12 protein-coding genes, 1 pseudogene and 1 riboswitch are annotated in these 19574 nt (G+C 75.3%); of the genes and pseudogenes, 8 read left to right on the top strand and 5 right to left on the bottom strand.

The annotated features are described in order from the left end of the window. Positions 1-59: 59 nt before the first annotated feature. Positions 60-875 (bottom strand): universal stress protein, encoded by an 816-nt coding sequence (locus tag ACIRVF_RS09050; protein WP_402815614.1) that lies wholly within the window; start codon positions 873-875, stop codon positions 60-62. A gap of 307 nt (positions 876-1182) precedes the next feature. On the opposite strand from ACIRVF_RS09050, the gene ACIRVF_RS09045 reads away from it, so the two are divergent. The 3 genes from ACIRVF_RS09045 (at position 1183) to ACIRVF_RS09035 (ending at position 3827) form a co-directional block, all read left to right on the top strand. Further along, on the top strand, positions 1183-2316 hold the full coding sequence (locus tag ACIRVF_RS09045; protein WP_402815613.1) for a CapA family protein: 1134 nt from the start codon (positions 1183-1185) through the stop codon (positions 2314-2316). A gap of 29 nt (positions 2317-2345) precedes the next feature. Next, the gene (locus tag ACIRVF_RS09040; protein WP_402815612.1) at positions 2346-2891 is read left to right on the top strand and encodes a GNAT family N-acetyltransferase; all 546 of its coding nucleotides are present in this window, start codon (positions 2346-2348) and stop codon (positions 2889-2891) included. Between the two features lie 387 nt (positions 2892-3278). Then, the gene (locus ACIRVF_RS09035; protein ID WP_355206288.1) at positions 3279-3827 is read left to right on the top strand and encodes a Uma2 family endonuclease; all 549 of its coding nucleotides are present in this window, start codon (positions 3279-3281) and stop codon (positions 3825-3827) included. 6 nt (positions 3828-3833) lie between these two features. On the opposite strand, the gene ACIRVF_RS09030 is transcribed toward ACIRVF_RS09035, so the two are convergent. From ACIRVF_RS09030 to ACIRVF_RS09015, 4 genes and pseudogenes are all read right to left on the bottom strand, one after another. Beyond that, positions 3834-4691: an MBL fold metallo-hydrolase gene (locus ACIRVF_RS09030; protein ID WP_402815611.1), complete on the bottom strand. Its 858-nt coding sequence runs from the start codon at positions 4689-4691 to the stop codon at positions 3834-3836. Between the two features lie 12 nt (positions 4692-4703). After that, a riboswitch (guanidine-III (ykkC-III) riboswitch) is annotated at positions 4704-4771 on the bottom strand. Positions 4772-4817: 46 nt separating this feature from the next. Continuing rightward, a complete protein-coding gene (locus ACIRVF_RS09025) occupies positions 4818-5015 on the bottom strand; it encodes a DUF397 domain-containing protein (protein ID WP_402815610.1) in 198 nt (65 codons plus the stop codon). Next, on the bottom strand, positions 5012-5827 hold the full coding sequence (locus ACIRVF_RS09020; RefSeq protein ID WP_402815609.1) for a Scr1 family TA system antitoxin-like transcriptional regulator: 816 nt from the start codon (positions 5825-5827) through the stop codon (positions 5012-5014). The genes ACIRVF_RS09025 and ACIRVF_RS09020 overlap by 4 nt, the downstream gene beginning before the upstream one ends. A 39-nt stretch (positions 5828-5866) precedes the next feature. Further along, positions 5867-6442: pseudogene (locus ACIRVF_RS09015) on the bottom strand (alpha/beta hydrolase); the annotation flags it as partial. Positions 6443-6597: 155 nt separating this feature from the next. Here ACIRVF_RS09015 and ACIRVF_RS09010 point away from each other — a divergent pair. Genes ACIRVF_RS09010 through ACIRVF_RS08990 form a run of 5 tightly spaced genes read left to right on the top strand, consistent with a single transcriptional unit; the run spans position 6598 to position 19487 of the window. Next, positions 6598-7455 (top strand): DUF4132 domain-containing protein, encoded by an 858-nt coding sequence (locus ACIRVF_RS09010; RefSeq protein WP_402815608.1) that lies wholly within the window; start codon positions 6598-6600, stop codon positions 7453-7455. After that, positions 7452-12521: a hypothetical protein gene (locus ACIRVF_RS09005; protein ID WP_402815607.1), complete on the top strand. Its 5070-nt coding sequence runs from the start codon at positions 7452-7454 to the stop codon at positions 12519-12521. The genes ACIRVF_RS09010 and ACIRVF_RS09005 overlap by 4 nt, the downstream gene beginning before the upstream one ends. After that, positions 12518-13681: an AAA family ATPase gene (locus ACIRVF_RS09000; RefSeq protein ID WP_402815606.1), complete on the top strand. Its 1164-nt coding sequence runs from the start codon at positions 12518-12520 to the stop codon at positions 13679-13681. Before ACIRVF_RS09005 ends, ACIRVF_RS09000 begins: the two co-directional genes overlap by 4 nt. A gap of 2 nt (positions 13682-13683) precedes the next feature. Beyond that, positions 13684-17418: a DUF5682 family protein gene (locus ACIRVF_RS08995; protein ID WP_402815605.1), complete on the top strand. Its 3735-nt coding sequence runs from the start codon at positions 13684-13686 to the stop codon at positions 17416-17418. Further along, a complete protein-coding gene (locus ACIRVF_RS08990; RefSeq protein WP_402815604.1) occupies positions 17415-19487 on the top strand; it encodes a hypothetical protein in 2073 nt (690 codons plus the stop codon). The genes ACIRVF_RS08995 and ACIRVF_RS08990 overlap by 4 nt, the downstream gene beginning before the upstream one ends. The last annotated feature ends 87 nt before the right edge of the window (positions 19488-19574 follow it).

The raw sequence follows: 19574 nt of genomic DNA, 5'->3' as shown, positions 1-19574 counted from the left end.
AGGCGGGCGTCGCGGTTCAGCATCTCCTACCGCGCAGGGCCCGCGCCCACTCAGGCCGCTCATTCCTCCGCCGGGTCGGTGGCGCCGTGGACGCCGGCGCGCAGCAGCTGGTGGCCCAGGTCGACCAGGGCGCGGCCGACCGCGAAGTCGTCGCCGACCGCCGGGGCCGGGGTGTCGCGGGGGTTGCGGCGGGACAGCGCGTCGCTGTGCAGGACCTTTCCGTCGGCGTCCAGCACGGCGTGCACCCGGGTGGTGTCCCGGTCCTCGACCACGTGCAGGCTGAGCTGCCAGTCCTTGGTCCGGACGGCCTGCGGGGCCTGCGCCCCGGCCGTGGCCGTGCTCGTGCTCGCTGGTGTGCTCGTGGCCGTGCTCGTGCCCGTGCCCGTGCTCGTGCCGGCGGTCGCCGGGGGCGGAGGGGAGGAGGCCGTACCGTCCGAGCGGACGATCACCACCGGGCAGCCCCCGTGCACCGCGCAGCGGGTGGACACCGAGCCGAGCAGGGTCCGGGCGAAGGTGCCCCGGCCGCGGCTGCCCAGCACCAGCAGGTCCGCGTCCTCGGAGGCCTCCAGCAGCACCTCGGCAGCGTGCCCGAGCACCAGGCTCTCCCGGATCACCACCGGGCGCTCCGGCCCGATGACCTCGTCGACCTCGGCCGTCAGCGTGCGGCGGGCGGCCTGCTCGAAGCCCTCGTCCACCATCGGCGCGAACCAGCCGTACAGCGAGGGGTACTCCCAGGCGGCCACCGCGTGCACGGTGGCTCCGGTGAGGACCGCCTGGTTGACCGCCCAGCGCAGCGCCGCCTTCGACGGCTCCGATCCGTCGATGCCGACCACGATCCGGTGCCCGACGCCGGGGGCGGGTTGGTCACTGGCCATCACGTGCCTCCTCCGGCGCGCAGGCGCGACCTCACCGCGCGACCTGCCGCCTCCCCTCCACGCTGCGCGCCGGCCGGCCGGGGCGCCAGGGACACGGTGGCCGGGTGGGGCGGGGGATTGGGACGGGCGGGCCCAGTGGGGGGTGCTCTTTCCGCCCGGCTCGGGGCCGCAGCTCTGTGCCGCCGCTCCGCGCTACGGGCTCCGCGTGCGTCCTTGTGTCCGGAATGTTGCGGGTGCGGGCTCAAGTGGTGGTGATTCGGTGGCGTAGGCTGACCGCTCTTGCATCGACATCCGGGGGGAACCACTCATGCGCCGTGCCGCGGCCGCCGTCGCCGTGTTCGTCGGGCTGACCGCCGTCGCCGCCTGCGGGCCGGACGACCCGGCGCCCGCTCCGGCGAGGTCCGCCCCGCCCGCCGCCGCACCCGCCTCCTCCGCCGCACCCTCCGGCACCGCCGCCCCAGCGCCCACCAAGGGCGGGGCGCCCCGCCCGGACGGCACCATCACCGTCGCCTTCGCCGGGGACGTCCACTTCGAGGGCCGCACCCAGTCCCGGCTGTCCGTCCAGCCGCCCGAGACGGCCCTCGGCCCGATTTCCCGCAACCTCGCCGACGCCGACCTGTCCGTGCTCAACCTGGAGACCGCGATCACCGGGCGCGGCGCGCCGGAGCCGAAGACGTACACCTTCCGTACCTCGCCGCAGGCACTGTCCGTCCTCAAGGACTCCGGCGTCGACGTCGTCTCGATGGCCAACAACCACGCCGTGGACTTCGGTGCCGACGGCCTCGCCGACACCCTGGCCGCCAAGGACTCCTCGCCCATCCCGGTGCTCGGCGTCGGGCACAACGCCAAGGAGGCGTACGCCCCGTACGTGACGACCGTACGCGGTGTGAAGGTCGCGGTGGTGGCCGCCAGCCAGGTCGAGGACATCACCAACCAGAAGTGGCGGGCCGGCGCCAACAAGCCCGGCATCGCCTCGGCCCTGGACGTCCCTGCGCTGGTGTCGGCGGTACAGGCGGCCAAGCAGCAGGCCCCGGTGGTGCTCGTCTACCTGCACTGGGGGGAGGAGGGCAAGGCCTGCCCGACGGCCGCGCAGACCACCGTCGCCAAGAAGCTCGCCGCCGTCGGAGCGTCCGCGGTGGTCGGCACCCACGCCCACACCATGGTCGGTTCCGGCATGCTCGGCAACACCTACGTCGGGTACGGCTTCGGCAACTTCCTCTGGTACGGCACCTCCAACTACGCCTTCTCCAACGAGACCGGCGTCACCACCCTCACCCTCTCCGGCGACGGCAAGGTCACCGGCGAGGCCTTCGCCCCGGCCACCATCGACGACAAGGGCATCCCCCAGCCCGTCGCCGGCGCCGCCGCCGAGGCCGCCCTCAAGCGCCGTGACGGCCTGCGCGGCTGCGCCGGGCTCACCCCGCCCCCGGCGGCGCACTGAGGTCCGTCCGGCGCCCGTACTATCAACGGGTGAGCGGACACGAGGAACTGACCACCCGACGGCTCTCGCTGCGCCGCCCGACCGAGGGCGACGTCGACGCCGTCCTCGCCGTCCACCGGGACCCGGCGGCCTGCCTCCACAACCCCTCGGACGCCCTCGCCACGCGCTCGGAGGCCGAGGAGCGGTACGGCCGCTGGGACGCCCTGTGGCAGGCCCGCGGCTTCGGCTACTGGACGGTCCGTGCGCGCGGGGCCGCCCCGGTGCTGGGCTTCTGCGGCGTCAAGCCGATGGAGCTGGCGGGCCGACCGGTCCTCAACCTCTTCTACCGCTTCGCCCCCGCCGCCTGGGGCCGGGGCTTCGCCACCGAGGCCGCCACCGCCGTGGTCCGGTGGTCCGCCGCGAACGTCCCCGGGCTGCCGCTGATCGCCCGGGTCCGCCCCGACAACCTGCCCTCCCAGGGCGTCGCCCTGCGGGCCGGCCTGCGGAGGGCCGAGCACCTGGACGGACCGGGGTGCGACGGCCTCGACTGGATCTACGTTGCCGAGGGCGGCGCGAGGCTCATGGCGCGAGGCTGACGGCGTGAGTTTGACGGTCTGAGCCTGACGGTACGTTGCCCCGCCCGGCGGATCTGAGGAGGAACCCGAGGCCGCCCGCCCCTGAACCAGGCGCCGGCGGCCTCCGTGCGCACGCGGCGAGTTGACGGCCGTACGGGCCCTCGCCTCAAAGGTCCGGAGGCGCGTCGCCGCCAGCCCCGCCACCCGCAGCGGAACGGCCGCCGCCGTCGGCAGCGCACCCGCATCGGCCTCGACGAAGACGAGCCCGAAGCCCGAGCCGATGAGCCACCCAAGTTGATCGCCGGTCATGCGGGTCAGCATCCAGGCCGAACGCCCGTTCGGGCCAGCGGGTCGGCCCCCGGGCTGCCGCTACTGTCGTACGGTGGCAGGAGTAATGGAGGAGATCGCATGGACCCCGAGCACTATCGTCTTCTCGAAGAGGCCCGACGGAGCCTTCCGGATGGCTTCAAGGTTGAGCTGTCCGGCGACGTGATCGTCATGCAGGCGTCGCCGTCTTCGATCCATCAGCTCAACCTCGCGATCGTCCAGCGCCAGTTCGAGGCGCACTGTCCTTCGGGCTATTTCCCCACCGGGAACAGCGACCTCTCGTCGCCCGAGATCGGCTCCGTTCGAAACCCCGATCTCACCTACCTGCCCGAGGACGTCATCGAGCTGGGCCGCGAGATCCCCGCCGAACTGGCGCTGATCGCGGTCGAGATCGTCTCGCCGTCCAACCCTGACAACGACTGGAACGGGAAGGTCCGCGACTACCCTCGCATGGGCTTCCCGCTCTATCTGATCGTGGACCCGCGGCAGAAGACGGTGACGCTGTTCTCCGAGCCCAACCGCGACCGGTACCACACCAGGAGCGAGCGGGAGTTCGGCGAGACCATCCACATCCCCGAGCCGTTCGGCTTCGATCTGGACCTGTCGCGCCTCGTCCCCTACCGGGACTGAGCCGCCTCAGTCGTTCGGCCAGAGGATGAGGTCGTCCAGCGGGTATCGGCGCGGCCGGTCGCCCAGTTCGGCGACGCCCGCGCGGATGCGGTGCAGGTGGTCGACGGTGAGCTGGAGCGGGGGCTCGTCGGGCTGGTAGGTGGTGCGGATCGGGTAGTCGACGCCGGGGGTGCGGGTCATCTCGATGTGGCAGCCGAGGACGTGCGTCACGGGACGGCTCTCGGCGAAGGCGACCAGGCGCTCGACGGTGCGGCTGAAGGCGGGCCAGTCGTTGATGTAGAGCCGGCCGGGGTAGACGGTGTCGCCGGTGAGCAGGAAGCCGGTCCAAGGGTCGTAGTAGGTGACCGCCGCCTCGTGGTGTCCCGGGGTGGCCAGGCATTCCAGTACCCGGCCGCCGCCGAGGTCGACCCGGGCGATGGTCTCGGCGTCCCGGTCGAAGCCGAAGTAGGCCCAGGCGGTCTCCAGTTCCGCGCTGACGACGGTGGTGTCGGGACGGTCGGCGAACTGCCCGTCGCCCGCGATGTGGTCGCCGTGCGGGTGGGTGTGGAGCACCAGCAGCGGGTAGTCGTCGCGGGGGCCGTGGGCGAGCCGTTGCGTGACCAGCTCGTCGACGACGGCGCGCAGCGGGAAGTACTCGGGCTCCGCCGTCGCCCCGGTGTCGATCAGTACGGCCCGGTCCGTCCCGAAGAGCAGGAACAGGAACGGCGCCTCGTAGTTGACCGCCTTGTTCTGCCGGAGGATGACGGTGTGCTCGTCGTACTCGTGGACCTGGATGTCCGGGTCCGTGTTGTGCTTCGCGGACGGCGAGCCGTGGATCCACCGCACGTCGAGCGGACGGGCGATGGGTGTACCGACAGCAGCCATGACGCCTCCCTGGGTGCGTCGTCTTGGCGGGCCGGGTACGGCGCACATCTCGTCCGGGGCGGCGCGCCGACGCGCTGCCCCGGGGACGCTAGCACGGACCGGCCGACGGCGGCCTGTGCGGTGGCGTCAGCCCACGGCGGGAGGATCGATTCGGGTGAACTCGACGAAGTCGGCCCAGGCCTCGGCAGTGAAGGCGAGCTGGGGGCCGGTTGTGTCCTTCGAGTCGCGGACGCGGACGGTGCCGGGGCTGACAGCGATCTCTACGCAGTTTCCGCCTTCGGTGCCGCTGTGGCTGGACTTGAACCAGGCCAGTTCGGTGCTCATAGTTCCTCCGCGAGCTTGCCGATGAACTTTGTCGAGGCCTCGGGGCTGAGAGCCTGCCGAAGGATCATTGCATGCCGCTGGGAAAGCTGGTTGACCTTGTCGGGCTCCGAGAAGAGCAAGCCCATCGTCTGACCCTCCTCGTACGCGAGACGTTCATGCTCGGGCGTCTCAAGCAGAACGAAGGGCCCGTTGAGGCCGGGGTGGGCTCCTACGCTCGGCACTACCTGGATCGCGACATGGCGAGGTTTGCCCATGTTCAGGAGGTGAAGGAGCTGGCGCTGATGTTCCTCGATGCCGTGGAGCGGGCGCCGCAGGACGTGCTCCTCGATCAGGAAGTTGAACGACCTGGTCTGGATCTTCAGCAGTTCCTGTCGCTGAAGACGGGCAGCGACGCGTTCCTCCACCGTTTCGTCGTCCATGGGCGGCCAGTGTGCGTGCAGGAGTGACCGGACGGTCTCCTCGGTCTGAAGCAGGCCTGGGATGAGCTCGTTCTCGTAGGAGCTGTGGACGACGGCGACGGCCTCGTATCGCATGAAATCCTCAGCGAAATGCGGGTACTTCTCCGGCTTCAGAAACGGTGCTCCCGCCACCAGGATCCCCTTCGCGCCGCACATCTCGTCCGCCACCTGCAACAGGTGCAGCGAGGGCTTCCGCCGTCCTGCCTCCATCGACCGCAGGCCCTCGTAGCTGTACCCGGCCGCCGCCGCGAGATCCTCACGGCTGACTCCGGCGCGGGCGCGCCAGAGCTTGATCTGGTCGCCGCAGTACTGCCACGACATCGGCGGCGGCGTGGCGGACGAGGACGCGTTCATCGCTGACCCCCCAAGGTCATCGGGTGTGGACTCCCGACGTTAGGCATCCGATGGCTCGGGGGTGTGCGAACCGACCGAAACCGTCCATGTGGGTGATCCCAGCAGGTGCGCCAGCCCGTCGGCCAGGCCGCCGCGCCGGCAGGCGTAGTCGTGGCCGCCGTTGAACTCGCGGTACCCGACGTCGTAGCCCCGGGCGGTGAGGACATCGCGCAGGTGCCGGTTCTGGGTGAGCGACATCCGTTCCTGGAGGCCGACTTCGAGGTGGAAGCGGGCCTCGCGCCGTGGTTCGGCGGCGAAGCGACGGGTGAGCCACTCGCTGGCGGAGTCGAACTCGGTGCCGTCCGGCCACCAGAAGGAGCCGGACTGGGAGAGTGTGTTGCCGAACCGCTCGGGCCGTCGGTACACGGCGAAGGCAGCGGTGAGCCCGCCCGCGCTCTGGCCCGCGATCACGGTGGCGCGCGGATCGGTCGTGACGCCGAACTCGGAAGCGGCCCAGGGGAGGAGGCGGTCGGCGAGCAGGTCGACGAAGACGGGGTTGCAGCTGGGGTTCCCCGGTCGACCCGGGCCCATGGTGTGCACCAGCAGCGCCACCGTGGGCGGGATCGCGCCGCCCGCCGTCGGGGATCGATCGCTCGTTCGAGTGGTTTCAACTCCGCTGCTCAGCGCCGGCCTCCCCCCGCCCGCCGAGTTGTCAGTACCGCTCGCTACGTTCCTCGCATCGCTGGTCAGCACGTGATCAGCAGGTGGTTCCCGGTGGGAGGAGTACGGCCGTGGCATGGGTGGAGACGGACGCGGGAGGGTACCGCGTCGCGCTCGACGAGGACGGCAGGGTGGTGTGCCGCAACGCCGCGGGGCGCGCGCTCAAGACGCTGCCGCCGAAGCTCGGTGACGACCCGGTGGTCACCCAGCTCAAGCAGCTCTCCGAATGGCTCGCCGCGCACGAGCGCCGCTGTCAGGAGGACGTCGAGCGGTGGATGGTGCGCTCGCTGCCGGTGCCCGCCGCCGTGCTCGCCGCCGTCTGGCCCGACGACGCGTGGCGGTCCGTCCTGCGGGACGTCGTGGTCACCGGACCGGACGGTGCCGTCGCCGGCTTCCTGCGCGACGCGGACGCCGAACGCGGGCTCGGCCTGGTCGACCTCGACGGCGACACCGTCCGCCTCACCGACGGCGAGGTCCTGATACCCCACCCGGTGCTCCTCCCGGACCTCGACGACCTGCGCGAGTTCGCCGTCGAACTCGGCGTCTCCCAGCGCGTCCAGCAGCTCTACCGCGAGGTCTGGCACCGGCCCGACGGACCGTCGGCCGGCACCGAGGTCACCACCTACGCCGGCGGCCGCTACCGCGAACTGCGCGAACTGGTCGGGCGCTGCACCCGGCTCGGCTGCCGGGTCCGCGGCGGCTCCGCGGTGCAGCCGATCACCGAGGGCGGCCGTACCGTCGAGGCCCGGGTGTGGGTCGGCGACTACTACGAGTACGACGCCTGTGAGACGGGCGCGCTCAGCTGGGCCGGCCCCGACGGCCGCGCCCTGCCGCTCGCCGAGGTCGGACCGGTCGCCTGGTCCGAGGGCATGAGGATGGCCGCCGCCCTGTACGCGGGCCGCACGATCGAAGGGGAGGACGCCGCATGACCACCACCGTCCCGAACCCGGGCGCCGCGACGCCCGAGGCGCTGCTCGACGCCGGCGCCGTCCTGCCGCCCGGCACGCTGCCGGGTGCCGGACGCCCCGACAGCGCCGCCGACGTGCTGACCGCCCGCGGCTACGCCCACCCCGCCCTGGACGGCCGCCGGATCGTCCGGCTGGTCCCCGGTGCGCTCGGCCCCGCCGAGGACCTCGCCCTGGAGTTCCTCGGCCTCGCCCCCGAGGGTGATCCCGCCGAGGTCGGCCAGGTCCGCCAGGAGGCCCTCGGCTTCCCGGCCTGGGCGCTGGTCCACGACCCCGCCAACGGGCACCACGCGCTCGCCCTGGTCAAGGACCTGGAGCGGCTGGCCCGCCAGGCCCGCTCCAAGCCCGGCGCCGCCAAGGACGGCTTCGACGCGCTCGCCACCCGGCTCGGCCGCGCCGTGCCGCACTTCCTGCCCACCTTCTGCGAGGAGGTCGGCCGGATCTTCCTCGCCCACGACAACCGGACGTACGCCGCCGCCTGGTTCGGCAAGGCCCGCGAGGCCGAGCGCACCCACAACCTGGCCGTGGACGAGGAGCGGCTGCGCGCCGTCTTCCTGGAGTTCGCCCTGGCCGGCGCGCTCACCGTCAAGTCCCTGCGCCAGTACGTCAAGGAGCTCGCCCAGCGGCTCGACCCGCTGACCGCCTGGCAGCGCTTCCGCCAGCTGTGCACCGAGCGCTCCGCCGCCGGCATGGCCCCCTACGCCGGGGTCGCCGAGGACGCCCGCGTGCTGCTCCGGGCCGCCGGACTGGACCGCACGGAGCACGAACGGGCGCTGCTCGCCGAGCTGCTGGACTCCCCGGCGGTCAACCGGGCGCCCGCGGCGTTCTGGAAGTCCTGGCACGGCGCGCTGATCGACCTGGGCCGGAACGACGCCGCGGTCCGAACCCGCCTGCTGGAGCTGCTGCCCGACCCGACCGCCTCCGGCACCGACTCCGCGCCGCACGACACCGCCTGGCTGGCCGTCCTGGCCGAGACCGGCGCGGAGGAACTGCTCACCGGCCCCCGAGCCGAGGGCGCCGAGCCCGCCGCCGCCTGGCTCCAGCGCTGGTGCCACCACCTCGGCCGCGGCTGGCGCAGGCGCCCCAGCTGCCCGGCCACCCTCGCCCTGGCCGGGCGGATGGTCGAGCGGCTGCGCGCCGACGCCACCCCGGTCGACCTGTTCACCGGCATCCGGGTCAGCCACACCCGACTCGACCTGCTGAACCTGCTGCTCGCCGAGGGCGTCCCGGTCGCCGACCCGCCGGCCGGCCTGGGCTTCGACCTGCGCGAGTGGGTCGGCCAGAGCGGCCAGGACGCCGCCGCCCTCGCGGCCGTCGCGGCCGACGAGCGCTTCCGGCCGCTGCTGCGCCGCGCCGCCCCGGCCGCCTGGGAGCCGGCCGTCCAGCGCGGGGCCGCCGTCCTGCCGCTGCTGAACGAGCTGTTCACGGAGTGGGCCGAGGAGCGCGCCGACGAACTCGCCACCGTCCGGGGCCTGGCCGGCGCCGACGACCTGGTCCGCTCCCTGGCGCAGTTCCGCACCGCCATCCGCACCGTCGCCCCGGCCGCCGCCGAGCGGATCGCCGCGCTCGACGTCACCGGGCTGCTCACCCGTGCCCTCGGCACCGGCATCCTCGACGAACTCGGCTGGCCCGCCCTGGAGGAGGCGCTCGGCCGGCTCGCCGACCCGCCCGCCCCCGACGCCCTCCCGGACACCGCCCCCGGACACCGCCCGCGCGGCCTGGACGACCTGACCGTCGAGGACGCCTGGCCGTACCTCATCCTCGCCCGCCACGACCGGGCCCTCGTGGTCGGCCCCCAGGGCATCGTGCTGGAGCACACCCTGCGGCTGCCCACGGCGGACCGGAACCGGAACCGGAACAGGCCCCGGCTGCGCTTCGTCGACGGCGAACTCCTCGTCGTCTGGTACCAGGAGGGGAAGCAGCAGGCGTACTGGTCCGGCCGACCGGAACAGACCTTCGAGCTGGAGGGCCCGAGGATCGCCGGCTACTACTACGGCGAACGCCACCCGGAGGCACCGTCCCTCCCCGTGGCCGGCGGCGGCCGCACCACCGGCACGCGCCCGCTCCACCCCGGCGACACCCGGCTGCCCGAGGAGCACCCCGTCCTCGGCGACGGCACCGGCCACTGGACGGTGCGGCACGCCCACGACGGCCCCGTCCTGCGCGAACTCGACCCGGCCACCGGCGCACTGGGCCGCACCGCCGAGCCGCCCCTGATCGCCGCCACCGCCGAGGCCGGCCGACTCGTCCTCGGCAGCACCCGGCTGCTGCCGCTGCAGCCCGGCCTGGAGAGCACCCCGCTCGGCACCGACGGCACCGTGCTCGGCAGCTGGGTCCGCACCGAGCCCGGCCGCGCCGCCACCACCTTCACCGCCGACGGGCAGCGCATCGTCCTGCCACTGAACGGCCGCGACGACACCCACGTCCTCCCGGTCGGCCGGCTCGCCCTGCCCGGCGCGCACGGCCCGGTGGTCAGCCGCACCGGCGAGCACCTCGCCCTCAACCTGCCCGACCTCGCCGACCGTTCGGACCGCACCACCGAGCTGCACTCCTGCCGGGCGGGCGGCCTCGCCGCCGCCGGTACGGCGCTCGTCCCGCCGTACGACCACTGGCACGCCCTGCGGCCCCGCGACGAGGCCGGCTCCCGGGTGCTGCGCGCCCTGACCACCGAGCAGGCCGCCCGACTGATCGACCTCGCCTGGCCCGTCGACACCGAACCCGTCCCGGAGGACGAACAGCGGTGGCTGACCGTCCAGGGCGTCCGGCGCCCGCTCGCCCAGCGCGGCGAGGCCCGCAACAGCCTCCCCGTCGAGGCGGTCGGCGCCGCCCTGCCCGGCGTCACCCACCCGCTGCTGCTGGCCGGCGTCGCCGGTCTCGCCCGCGCCGCCGCCGACCTGCTCGACCGGGCGGCCCGGTTCCTCCCGCAGCCCGACGCCGAACGGCCCGCCGAAGCCGAGGCCGCCGAGTACCGGCCCGAGCGCGGCCGCGACCACGAACTGCGCGCCGCCGTCGACGCCGTGCTGCCCGGAACCGGTGGCTTCGGCGGCTGGGGCAGCGCCGACCGCTACTGGACGCTCAACAACCTGCGCGCCGTCAGCGCCGTCCTCGCCGATCCGCCCCCCGCTAGCGGCGAAGGCTGGAGCACCCCGGCGACCGTCACCGTGCGGGGCGGCGACGCCAACCACGGCTGGCTGCACCTGCTCGGCCGACTGGACGTCCTGGCCCACGCCGCCGCCGCGCCGCTCACCGATCCGGCCCACCGCTCCTCGCTGGTGCTGCTGCTCGGCGAACTGACCAAGGGCCCGCTCGCCGAGCGCGGCGCCACCCTGCGCGAGATCGTCCTCGCCGAACCGGCCGACAGCACCAGGGACAGCCGGCCGGCGGGCCACCGCGCGGGAGAGGTGCTGCGCCGCGGCGACCGCACCGTGGTCATCCTCGGCCACCGCCGCCAGTACACCGACGGCACGGTGCACTGGCTCGCCGTCGACCACGACCCGAGCGGCGAGTTCGGCCCGGTCGCCCACTTCACCACCGTCGTGGAGCGCGGCACCGAGGAGCGGCTCAGCGCCGCCTGGACCGCCAAGTTCTGGCGGCTCGCCGTCCTGCGCCGGGCCGTCCCCTGGGACCAGGCCCGTGCCGCCGCCTTCGCCGAACTCACCGGCATCGGCACCGCCCGCGCCACCCTGCTGCTCAGCCCGCCGCCCGGCCTCCTGCAGTGGGGCAACGCCCAGCTGCCCGCCGAGTACGGCCTCAAGCCCGCCGAGGTCAAGGCCGCCCAGCACTGGCTGCGCGGACACGACCACGACGGCATCGCCGCGGTCTGGGGCGCCCTGGTGCCCGCCGACGACCCCAAGCGGCTGTGGACCGAGGGCCCCGACCTCGCCGCCGGCGCCGAGGCCTGGATCCGCCACTTCGGACGCCTCGTCACCCTCCCCGAGGACGCGCAGGCCACCGTCCAGGGCGTGCCCATCACCACCATCGAGGCGGTGCTCAACCCCGGCCACACCCCCTGGCTGACCGGCACCACCACCTTCCGGCTCATCGACGAGGGCCACGGCACCCCCCGACTGGCCCCCGAGGACGCCTCCGCCGTCCCCGCCTCCGGCGCCCTGAACACCACCATCCGCGCCCTGCGCTGGCTCGCCTACCACCTGCCCGCCGACAGCCCGCTGCGCCCGCTGATGCCCCGGGCCGCCACCGCGCTGCGCGAGCGGCTGGCCGATCCGGAGCTGCTGCTCGACCTCGACCTCGTCCGCACCGCCAAGGGCACCTCGCTGGCCGCCGTGCTGCGCCCCCACTTCGGCCTGCCCGCCGAGGGCGGTGCCGACCCGGACGGCCTGGTCCGCTGCGGTCCGGCGCTCGTTCTCACCCCGTACCACAACGAGTTCGAGCGGGTCTGGCTGCGCCCGGCCGCCCTCACCGGCCCGGACGACCCGCTGCTCGAACTGCTCGACGGGCTCTCCGACAGCTACTGGTTCGGCACCGAGCGAGCCTCGATCCAGTCCGTCCTGCGCGGCGAACCGGAGCGCCTGGCCGCCTCCGCCGCCGCGGTGACGGCCACCGGCGACGGCCCGGCCTGGCTGCAGAACCCGCAGCTGTCCGCCCCCGAGCTGGTCACCGAAGCGGCCCGCACCCACGGCCTCGGCGAGGACGCGGCCGCGCTCCACCTCCAACTGCTCGCCCTGCCCGACCCGACCGACCGCAACACCGCCCGCTGGACGGGCTGGAAGCCCGCCCGGCTCAAGCGCGCCCGCGCCGAACTGGCCGCCTCCGGCCTGGTGCTGGAGGCCAAGCGCTCCCGGGCCGGCCGCAGCCTCTTCCTGCCCGGCGGCTGGCAGGAGGCCAAGTCGCCCGCCCTGCCGGTGGAGACCTGGAAGGCCGCCCTCTACGAACTGCCCACCCACCAGCCGGCGCTGCCGCACCTGCCCGTCCCGGAGCTGTTCGCCCTCGCGTGGCAGCGCACCGTCGACGGCGACGCCCCCGGCTACGAAGAGCTCCAGACCGGCAAGCGCAGGAAGGCCCGCCGATGACCACCACCGCCATCACCGCCATGACCGCCACCACCGACTCCCCGGTACGGCAGATCGTCCCGCCCGAGGAGAAGTACGCCGCCGAACTGGAGTTCCTGGCCGCCCACGACGGCGGCCCGCGCCCGCCCGGCTGGCGCCTCACCCCGCGCGCCGCCGTCACCTTCGTCATGGGCAGCGGCGGCGAGAAGCTCAAGGCCGGTCGCCGCAGCCTGGTGATCGAGCCCAAGTTCGTCGGCGAGCGCGCCCTGGTCGAACGCTGTGTGGTCACCCTCGCCGGGGAGCGCGGCCTGCTGCTCGTCGGCGAGCCCGGCACCGCCAAGTCGATGCTCTCCGAGCTGCTCGCCGCCGCCGTCTGCGGCACCAGCGCGCTCACCGTCCAGGGCACCGCCGGCACCACCGAGGACCAGCTCAAGTACGGCTGGAACTACGCCCTGCTGCTCGCCAAGGGCCCCAGCCGCGAAGCCCTCGTCCCCTCCCCGGTGCTCACCGCGATGACCACCGGCGCCGTCGCCCGGGTCGAGGAGGTGACCCGCTGCCTGCCCGAGGTGCAGGACGCCCTGGTCTCCCTGCTCTCCGAACGGCGCATCGCCGTCCCCGAGTTGGCCGGTACCCCGGACGGACAGCTGCACGCCGCCGCGGGCTTCACCCTGATCGCCACCGCCAACCTGCGGGACAAGGGCGTCAGCGAGATGTCCGCCGCCCTCAAGCGGCGGTTCAACTTCGAGACGGTCGGCCCGATCAGCAGCCTCGCCGCCGAGGTCGAACTGGTCCGGCGCCAGTCCACCGCCGCCGTCGCCCGGGCCGGCGCCGGCTACGCCGTCGACGACGCCGTCCTGGAAGCCCTGGTCACCGCCTTCCGCGACCTGCGCACCGGCCGCTCCACCGAGGGCTGGGACGTCGAGCGCCCGTCCACCGTGATGAGCACCGCCGAAGCCGTCTCCGTCGCCACCGCGCTCGGCGTCACCGCCGCCTACCTCTCCGACGGCGGCGACCTCCTCGGCCGCCTCCCCGGCCAACTCCTCGGCGTCGTGCGCAAGGACGACCCGGCGGACGCGGCCCGGCTGCTCGGCTACTGGGACGGCCCGGTCCGTCGCCGCGCCGAGCAGGGCGCCGCCACCTGGCGCACCCTGTGGGACCTCCGCTCGGCGCTGGAGGCCTGACGATGACGAGCAGCGCGGTGAAGCCCACCCCGGACGGCCCCCTCGGGGCCGGCGGACGACCTGCCACCGACCTCGACGTCCGCGCCGAGACCGACCGGCTGGCCGGCTCCGGCACCGACCGTCCCGGGCCCTACCTGATCGGCGTGCGCCACCACGCGCCGTCCCTCAGCGCGGTCCTCCCCGCGCTGCTCGACGCCGCCCGTCCCGAGGCGGTCCTGGTCGAACTGCCCGCCGAGTTCCAGCCCTGGCTCGACCGGCTCGCCGACGAGGCCACCGAGGCCCCGGTCGCCCTCGCCGCCGCCCCGGTCGCCCTCGCCGCCGCCCCGGCCGGCCCGGACGACTCCGGCCGGCTCGCCTTCTACCCCTTCGCCGACTTCTCCCCGGAGCTCGTCGCGTTGCGCTGGGCCCGGCGCAACGGCGTCGAGGCCATCGCCTGCGACCTCCCGCTCGCCCACCGCACCGGCCCCGGCGGTCCGGGCGGCGCGGACGGCGCGGACGGCGCGGACGGTGCCCGCGACCGCCGTCAGGGCGAGGGGCCGAGGGCTCCGGGGGTGGCGGACGCCCTGCGCCACCGTCTCACCGGCCGCGACTCCGACGAGGACCTCTGGGACCGCCTGGTCGAGACCGCCGCCCCCGGCTCCACCCCGGATGCCGTCCGGCGCGCCGCCCTCCTGGTCGGCTGGGCGCTGCGGCACGACGCCGAGACCGGCCCCGGAGTCGACCCGTACGACCTGCGCCGCGAGGCCTGGATGCGCGCCCGCATCCGGGCCGCCTCGGCCGACGGACGCCGGGTCGCCGCGGTCGTCGGCTCCTTCCACGCCCCCGCCCTGCTGGACGGGCCGATCGCCCCCGAGGCGCCGCCCCGCCCCGACGACGCCGGGCACGTGCTCTCACTGATCCCCTACACCTACCCGCTGCTCGACGCCCGCTCCGGCTACCCCGCCGGCATCCGCGACCCGGAGTGGCAGCACACCGTCCTCGACGCCGGGGGCGACCCGGAGCGCCTCACCGAGGCGCTCACCGCCACCGCCGTCCGGATCTGCGCCGCCCTGCGCACCCAGGACCACCCCTCCGGCCCGGCCGACGCCCGCGAGATCGTCCGCCTCACCGGCGACCTCGCCCGGCTGCGCGGCCACTCCGCCCCCGGCCGAGGCGAACTCGTCGAAGCCGTCCAGACCGTCCTCGCCCAGGGCGAACCCCTCGGCCGAGGACGGGCCGTGGCCCGCGCCCTGGAACAGGTCCTGGTCGGCACCCGCACCGGGCGCCCCACCCCCGCCGCCCCGCGCAGCGGACTCGCCCCCGCCGTCGAGACCCTGCTCGCCGAGCTCGGCCTGCCGGGACCCGCCGACCCGGGCCCGCGCGAACTGCGCCTCGACCCGCTGCGCAGCCCCCTGGACCGCCGCCGCGAGGTCCTCCTCCACCGGCTCACGGCCTGCGGCGTCCCCTACGCCGAGCCCCTGGCCACCACCGGCCCGGGCGGCACCGAAACCCTCGGCACCCGCTGGCGCCTGCACTGGACCCCGGCCGTCGCCGCCATGCTCACCGTCGCCGGCACCCGAGGCGTCACCCCGGCCCAAGCCGCCGAGGGCACCCTCCGCACCCGACTCGGCGACGACCCCACCCCCCGCGAGATCATCGACGGCCTCGCCGCCGCCGCCTCCTGCGCCCTCCCCGATCTCACCACCACCCGCCTCACCCAACTCACCGCCTCCCTCCCCACCACCGCCACCCTCCCCGACCTCCTCGACGCCCTCACCCTCCTCGACCGCCTCACCGCCGGCCATTTCCCCGGCCTCACCGAGGGAACGGTGCCCTCCAGCGAGCCGACGGCCGTCTCCGGCGGGGCAGACCCAACGCTCGGGTCCAGCAGTGTCGTTGTCGAAGAGCGCCCCGCCGCCCCCCTCCACGCCGCCGTGGAGCTGCTGACCGCCGCCGCGGTGCGGCAGGTGGAGGGGTTGGGCGGGTCGGACGAGCCGGCGGACGCGCGGGCACTGGTGGAGCTGGCGCGGCGGGCGGATCGGCTGGGCGGGCTGCGGCTCGCGCACGTGCTGGGCGAACTCGCGGAGCGGGGCAGCCCGTTGGTGCGGGGTGCGGCCGGGGCGGTGCGGGTGCTGCTCGGGCAGGAACCGGCCGGGGTCTTCGGTGGCAGGGCCGCGTCCTGGGTGGACGGGGCGACCGACGTACGGGCGCGGCAGTCGCTCGGGCGGGCGCTGGTCGGGTTGTTGACCGCCGCCGAGGGGTTGTTCGACAGCGCGCCCGAGGCGCTCGAACCCGTGCTGGAGCGGGTGACGTCACTGTCCGACACCGCCTTCCTGGACCGGCTGCCCGCGCTGCGCGGCGGTTTCGACACGTTGAGCCCGGCCGCCCGTGACCGGCTGCTGGCCCTGGTCGAGGAGCGGCTCGGCACCCGCGTCGCCGCCCTGCCGGAGGCCACCGACCCCGCTGTGGTGGCGAGCTGGGTCCGCGCGGACCTGGCCGCCCGCGCGGTCCTCGCCCGTCGGGGGCTGGCGCCACAGGCACCCACGGACCAGACCCCAACCCCCCAACCAGCGTCCGCACCCACCCCTCAACCAGCGTCCGCACCCACGCCCACGCCCGCACTCACCGCCCAGCCCCTGGGCACCGGCCCCCACACCCTCGCCCCCGCCGAGCGCTGGCGCCTCCTGCTGGGCCGCCCCGGCACCGCCGGCCTGTCCGGCCGCAGCGCCCGACTCGCCACCGCGCTCGACGAGTTGTACGGCGGCGGGCACGGCGAGGGATCCGGCCCGGGCCTCGGTGACCGGGGCGGTCGCGAGGCACCCTTCCCCGGGGTGCGCGAGTGGGCGGAGGAACTGGAGGCGCTGTTCGGCCCCGGCCTGCGGGAGGAGGTGCTCGCGGCCGCCGTCGCCCACGGCCGCACGGACGTCCTGGAGGCGATCGACCCGTCCGCCGTCCGCCCGTCCGTCGACCTGCTGCGGACGGTGCTGGACCACGCGGGAGGCCTGCCCGAGGCCCGGGTGGCGCGGCTGCGCCCTCTGGTACGGCGGCTGGTGGACGAGTTGAGCCGAGAGCTGGCGACCGCCCTGCGCCCGGCGCTGACCGGGATCAGCGTGCCGCCCCCCTCCCGGCGTCCTGGCGGCGGGCTGGACCTGCACCGGACCATCCGGGCCAACCTCTCCACCGCCCGTCCCGCCCCGGACGGCTCCGGCACGCTGATCGTGCCGGAGCGCCCGGTGTTCCGGACCAGGGCGCGGCAGGCCCACGACTGGCGACTGATCCTGGTGGTCGACGTGTCGGGGTCGATGGAGGCGTCCACGGTCTGGGCGGCGCTCACCGCCTCGATCCTGGCCGGGGTGCCTTCGCTGAGCACTCACTTCGTCGCCTTCTCCACCGAGGTCCTCGACCTGACGGAGCGGGTGGCGGATCCGCTGAGCCTGCTGCTGGAGGTGCGGGTCGGCGGCGGTACCAGCATCGCCACCGGGTTGCGCTACGCGCGCGAGCTGGTGACGGTGCCGTCGAGGACGCTGGTCGCGGTGGTCAGCGACTTCGAGGAGGGCGGCCCGGTCAACGGGCTGCTCGCCCAGACCCGGGCGCTGGTGGACTCCGGCGTGCACCTGCTCGGCTGCGCGGCACTGGACGACACCGGGACGGCCCGGTACTCGAAGGCGGTCGCGGAGCAACTGGTCGCGGCCGGCATGCCCGTGGCGGCGCTGAGCCCGCTGGAACTGGCCCGCTGGGTGGGGGAGAAGGTGCGATGAACGCGACGACGCAGGAGAACGGCTGGCCGGGCGTCCGGCCCGAGGTGGTCGCCGAGGTGGTGTCCGGCCTGAGCGCCCGGCTGCAGAAACGGCTGGACGGCGCGGCGGCGAAGCTGGCGCAGCGGCCGCTGTCCCGGGAGGGCGACGAGTGGCGGGTGCAGGTGGACGAGGAGGCCCTGCTCGTCCTGCACGCCCCGGGCGGGGTCGTCGCCGGGCCGGCCGACGTCCGGTGCGGCTGCCTGCTGGCCCCGGCCTGCGTCCACCGCGCCGCAGCCGTCACCCTCTGCCCGCTGGCGGAGCCGACCGAGGCCGACGTCGACCCCTCGGACGCGCCCGGAGCCGGAACCGCCGGAGCCGGAGCCGGAGCCGGAACCGCCGGAACCGCCGGAGCCGCCGGAGCCGCCGATGCCTCGGTACCCGAGGGCCCGGCAGAACCGGATTCGGCATCCCGACCCGAACCCGCCGCCCTCACCCCGCCCGAACTCGCCGCCGCCCGGCACCTCCACCGGGCCGCCTGCTCCCTGCTGGCCGCCGGGGTCAGCGGTGCGGGCGCCGTCTCCCAGGCCGAACTGCTGCGCGCCGCGCACCGGGCGCGCGTGGCGGGGCTGTACCGTCCGGCCACTGCGGCGGTCACGGTGGTGACCAGGCTGCGCGCGGCGCGTTCCGGCGCGCCCGACCACCGGCTGGCGGACCTGGTGTCGACCCTGCGCGAGCTGCTCGGTCTCACCGTGGCCCTCAGCGCGCCCCTCGCCGCCCCCGACCCCACCCCGCTCCCCGCGCTGCGCGGCACCGCCCGCCAGGCCTACGCCGAGGAGGGCGGCCTGCGGCTGTACGGGCTGTTCACCGAGCCGGTGCTCACCGCGACCCACGCGGGCGCGGTGACGTGGGCGGTGGAGGCAGGAGGCCGGCTCAGCACGGTCGCCGAGGTGACCCCGCACGGTGACGCCGCGACCGCCGCCCCGCTGGCCGTCGGGGCGGGCAACCGTACGGTGCGGCTGGGGGACACCGCGCTCAGCCACCGCGAGTTCAGCCGTGCCGGGCTGGCCGTCCAGGGCGCGACGCGGTCGGCCACCGGACGGCTGGGCGCCGGAGCCTCCGTACGGGCGGTCCGCGCGGCCGGGGCGGACTGGACGGCGGAGCCGGTGGCCCGGCTGTGGTCCGAGCCGCCCGCCACGCAGGTGGCGCGGGCCCTCGCGGCGCAGGAACTGCCGTACGAGAGCCGCCCGGCCGGGAGCGACCTGCTGTTCCTGGACGTCGCCCTTCTCGGCACCGCCCCGACCGGCCCCGGCGGAGCGCCCCAACTGCTCGCCCGTGCCGCCGGGAGCGATCTGGTGATCGCGCTGTGCCCGGGGCACGAGCACCCCGACCTGGCCTTCCGGGGCAACCTCGCCCTGCTCGCCACCGCCCCCGGCCTGCGGCTCCGGTTGATCGGCCGCCTGGAGCGGGCGGACCGCCCGCAACTGCGCCTGCTCGCACTCGGCACACCCCCGGACACCTCCGACCAGCCCGCCTCCGACCGGCCCGGGCCCGTGCGCCTCGCCCTCGCCGCCGACCGGGCGGGCCGGGCCAACCTCGGCCTGGAGCGCCTGCAGACCGCCGACCTCCGATCCGCCGACCTCAGATCCCCCGACTTCCAGCCCACCGACACCCCGGCCGATCACCCGGCAGGGGCCCCGTCCCCACTCCCCACCGCACCCCCGGAGGGCCCGCCCGTGCACGTGCTCGGCCGCCGGGTGGCGCAGACGGTGACCACCGGCAGGTCCGCCCTCGCCCCGAGCGCGACCACGGCGGCGGCCGACCGGAGCCTGCTGCGCGCCGCCGGGCTGGCCACCGCCGCCCAGCTCCTGGACGGCCTGCGGGCGGCCGCGGTGGACCAGCAGCGGGACGTGTTCGGCCGGATCGTCCCGGATGATCACGACGCCTTCGCCACGGCCTGGCTGGCCGCCGCGGACTACACCGAGGCGCTGGCCACCGCGCTCTGCTCGGCCGCGTGGGGAGCCGACGGAAGCGCTGACCGGGGAGCCGACGGAACCGCGACCGAGGAGGCCCCGCAGACCGCACAGCTGTAGGAGGAGCTGACGGCACAACGCGGTGGCCATGTCCGGCCGTCCATCGGCTCGTTGGCGCTGCGTGATCACCGACCGGCGCGTCCGAGC

Origin of the sequence: Kitasatospora sp. NPDC101157, from assembly GCF_044768255.1 — a bacterium.
In the GTDB taxonomy this organism is placed as follows: domain Bacteria; phylum Actinomycetota; class Actinomycetes; order Streptomycetales; family Streptomycetaceae; genus Kitasatospora.
The sequence above is the reverse complement of the archived record's forward strand: the minus strand, read 5'-3'. Positions and strand labels throughout refer to the sequence as shown.

Excerpts from the sequence above, each read along its gene's own strand:
- ACIRVF_RS09025 (WP_402815610.1), bottom strand. The coding sequence starts at position 5,015 with ATGAGCACCGAACTGGCCTGGTTCAAGTCCAGCCACAGCGGCACCGAA.
- ACIRVF_RS09035 (WP_355206288.1), top strand. The coding sequence starts at position 3,279 with ATGGACCCCGAGCACTATCGTCTTCTCGAAGAGGCCCGACGGAGCCTT.
- ACIRVF_RS08995 (WP_402815605.1), top strand. The coding sequence starts at position 13,684 with ATGACGAGCAGCGCGGTGAAGCCCACCCCGGACGGCCCCCTCGGGGCC.
- ACIRVF_RS09000 (WP_402815606.1), top strand. The coding sequence starts at position 12,518 with ATGACCACCACCGCCATCACCGCCATGACCGCCACCACCGACTCCCCG.
- ACIRVF_RS09030 (WP_402815611.1), bottom strand. The coding sequence starts at position 4,691 with ATGGCTGCTGTCGGTACACCCATCGCCCGTCCGCTCGACGTGCGGTGG.
- ACIRVF_RS08990 (WP_402815604.1), top strand. The coding sequence starts at position 17,415 with ATGAACGCGACGACGCAGGAGAACGGCTGGCCGGGCGTCCGGCCCGAG.
- ACIRVF_RS09020 (WP_402815609.1), bottom strand. The coding sequence starts at position 5,827 with ATGAACGCGTCCTCGTCCGCCACGCCGCCGCCGATGTCGTGGCAGTAC.
- ACIRVF_RS09005 (WP_402815607.1), top strand. The coding sequence starts at position 7,452 with ATGACCACCACCGTCCCGAACCCGGGCGCCGCGACGCCCGAGGCGCTG.
- ACIRVF_RS09045 (WP_402815613.1), top strand. The coding sequence starts at position 1,183 with ATGCGCCGTGCCGCGGCCGCCGTCGCCGTGTTCGTCGGGCTGACCGCC.
- ACIRVF_RS09050 (WP_402815614.1), bottom strand. The coding sequence starts at position 875 with ATGGCCAGTGACCAACCCGCCCCCGGCGTCGGGCACCGGATCGTGGTC.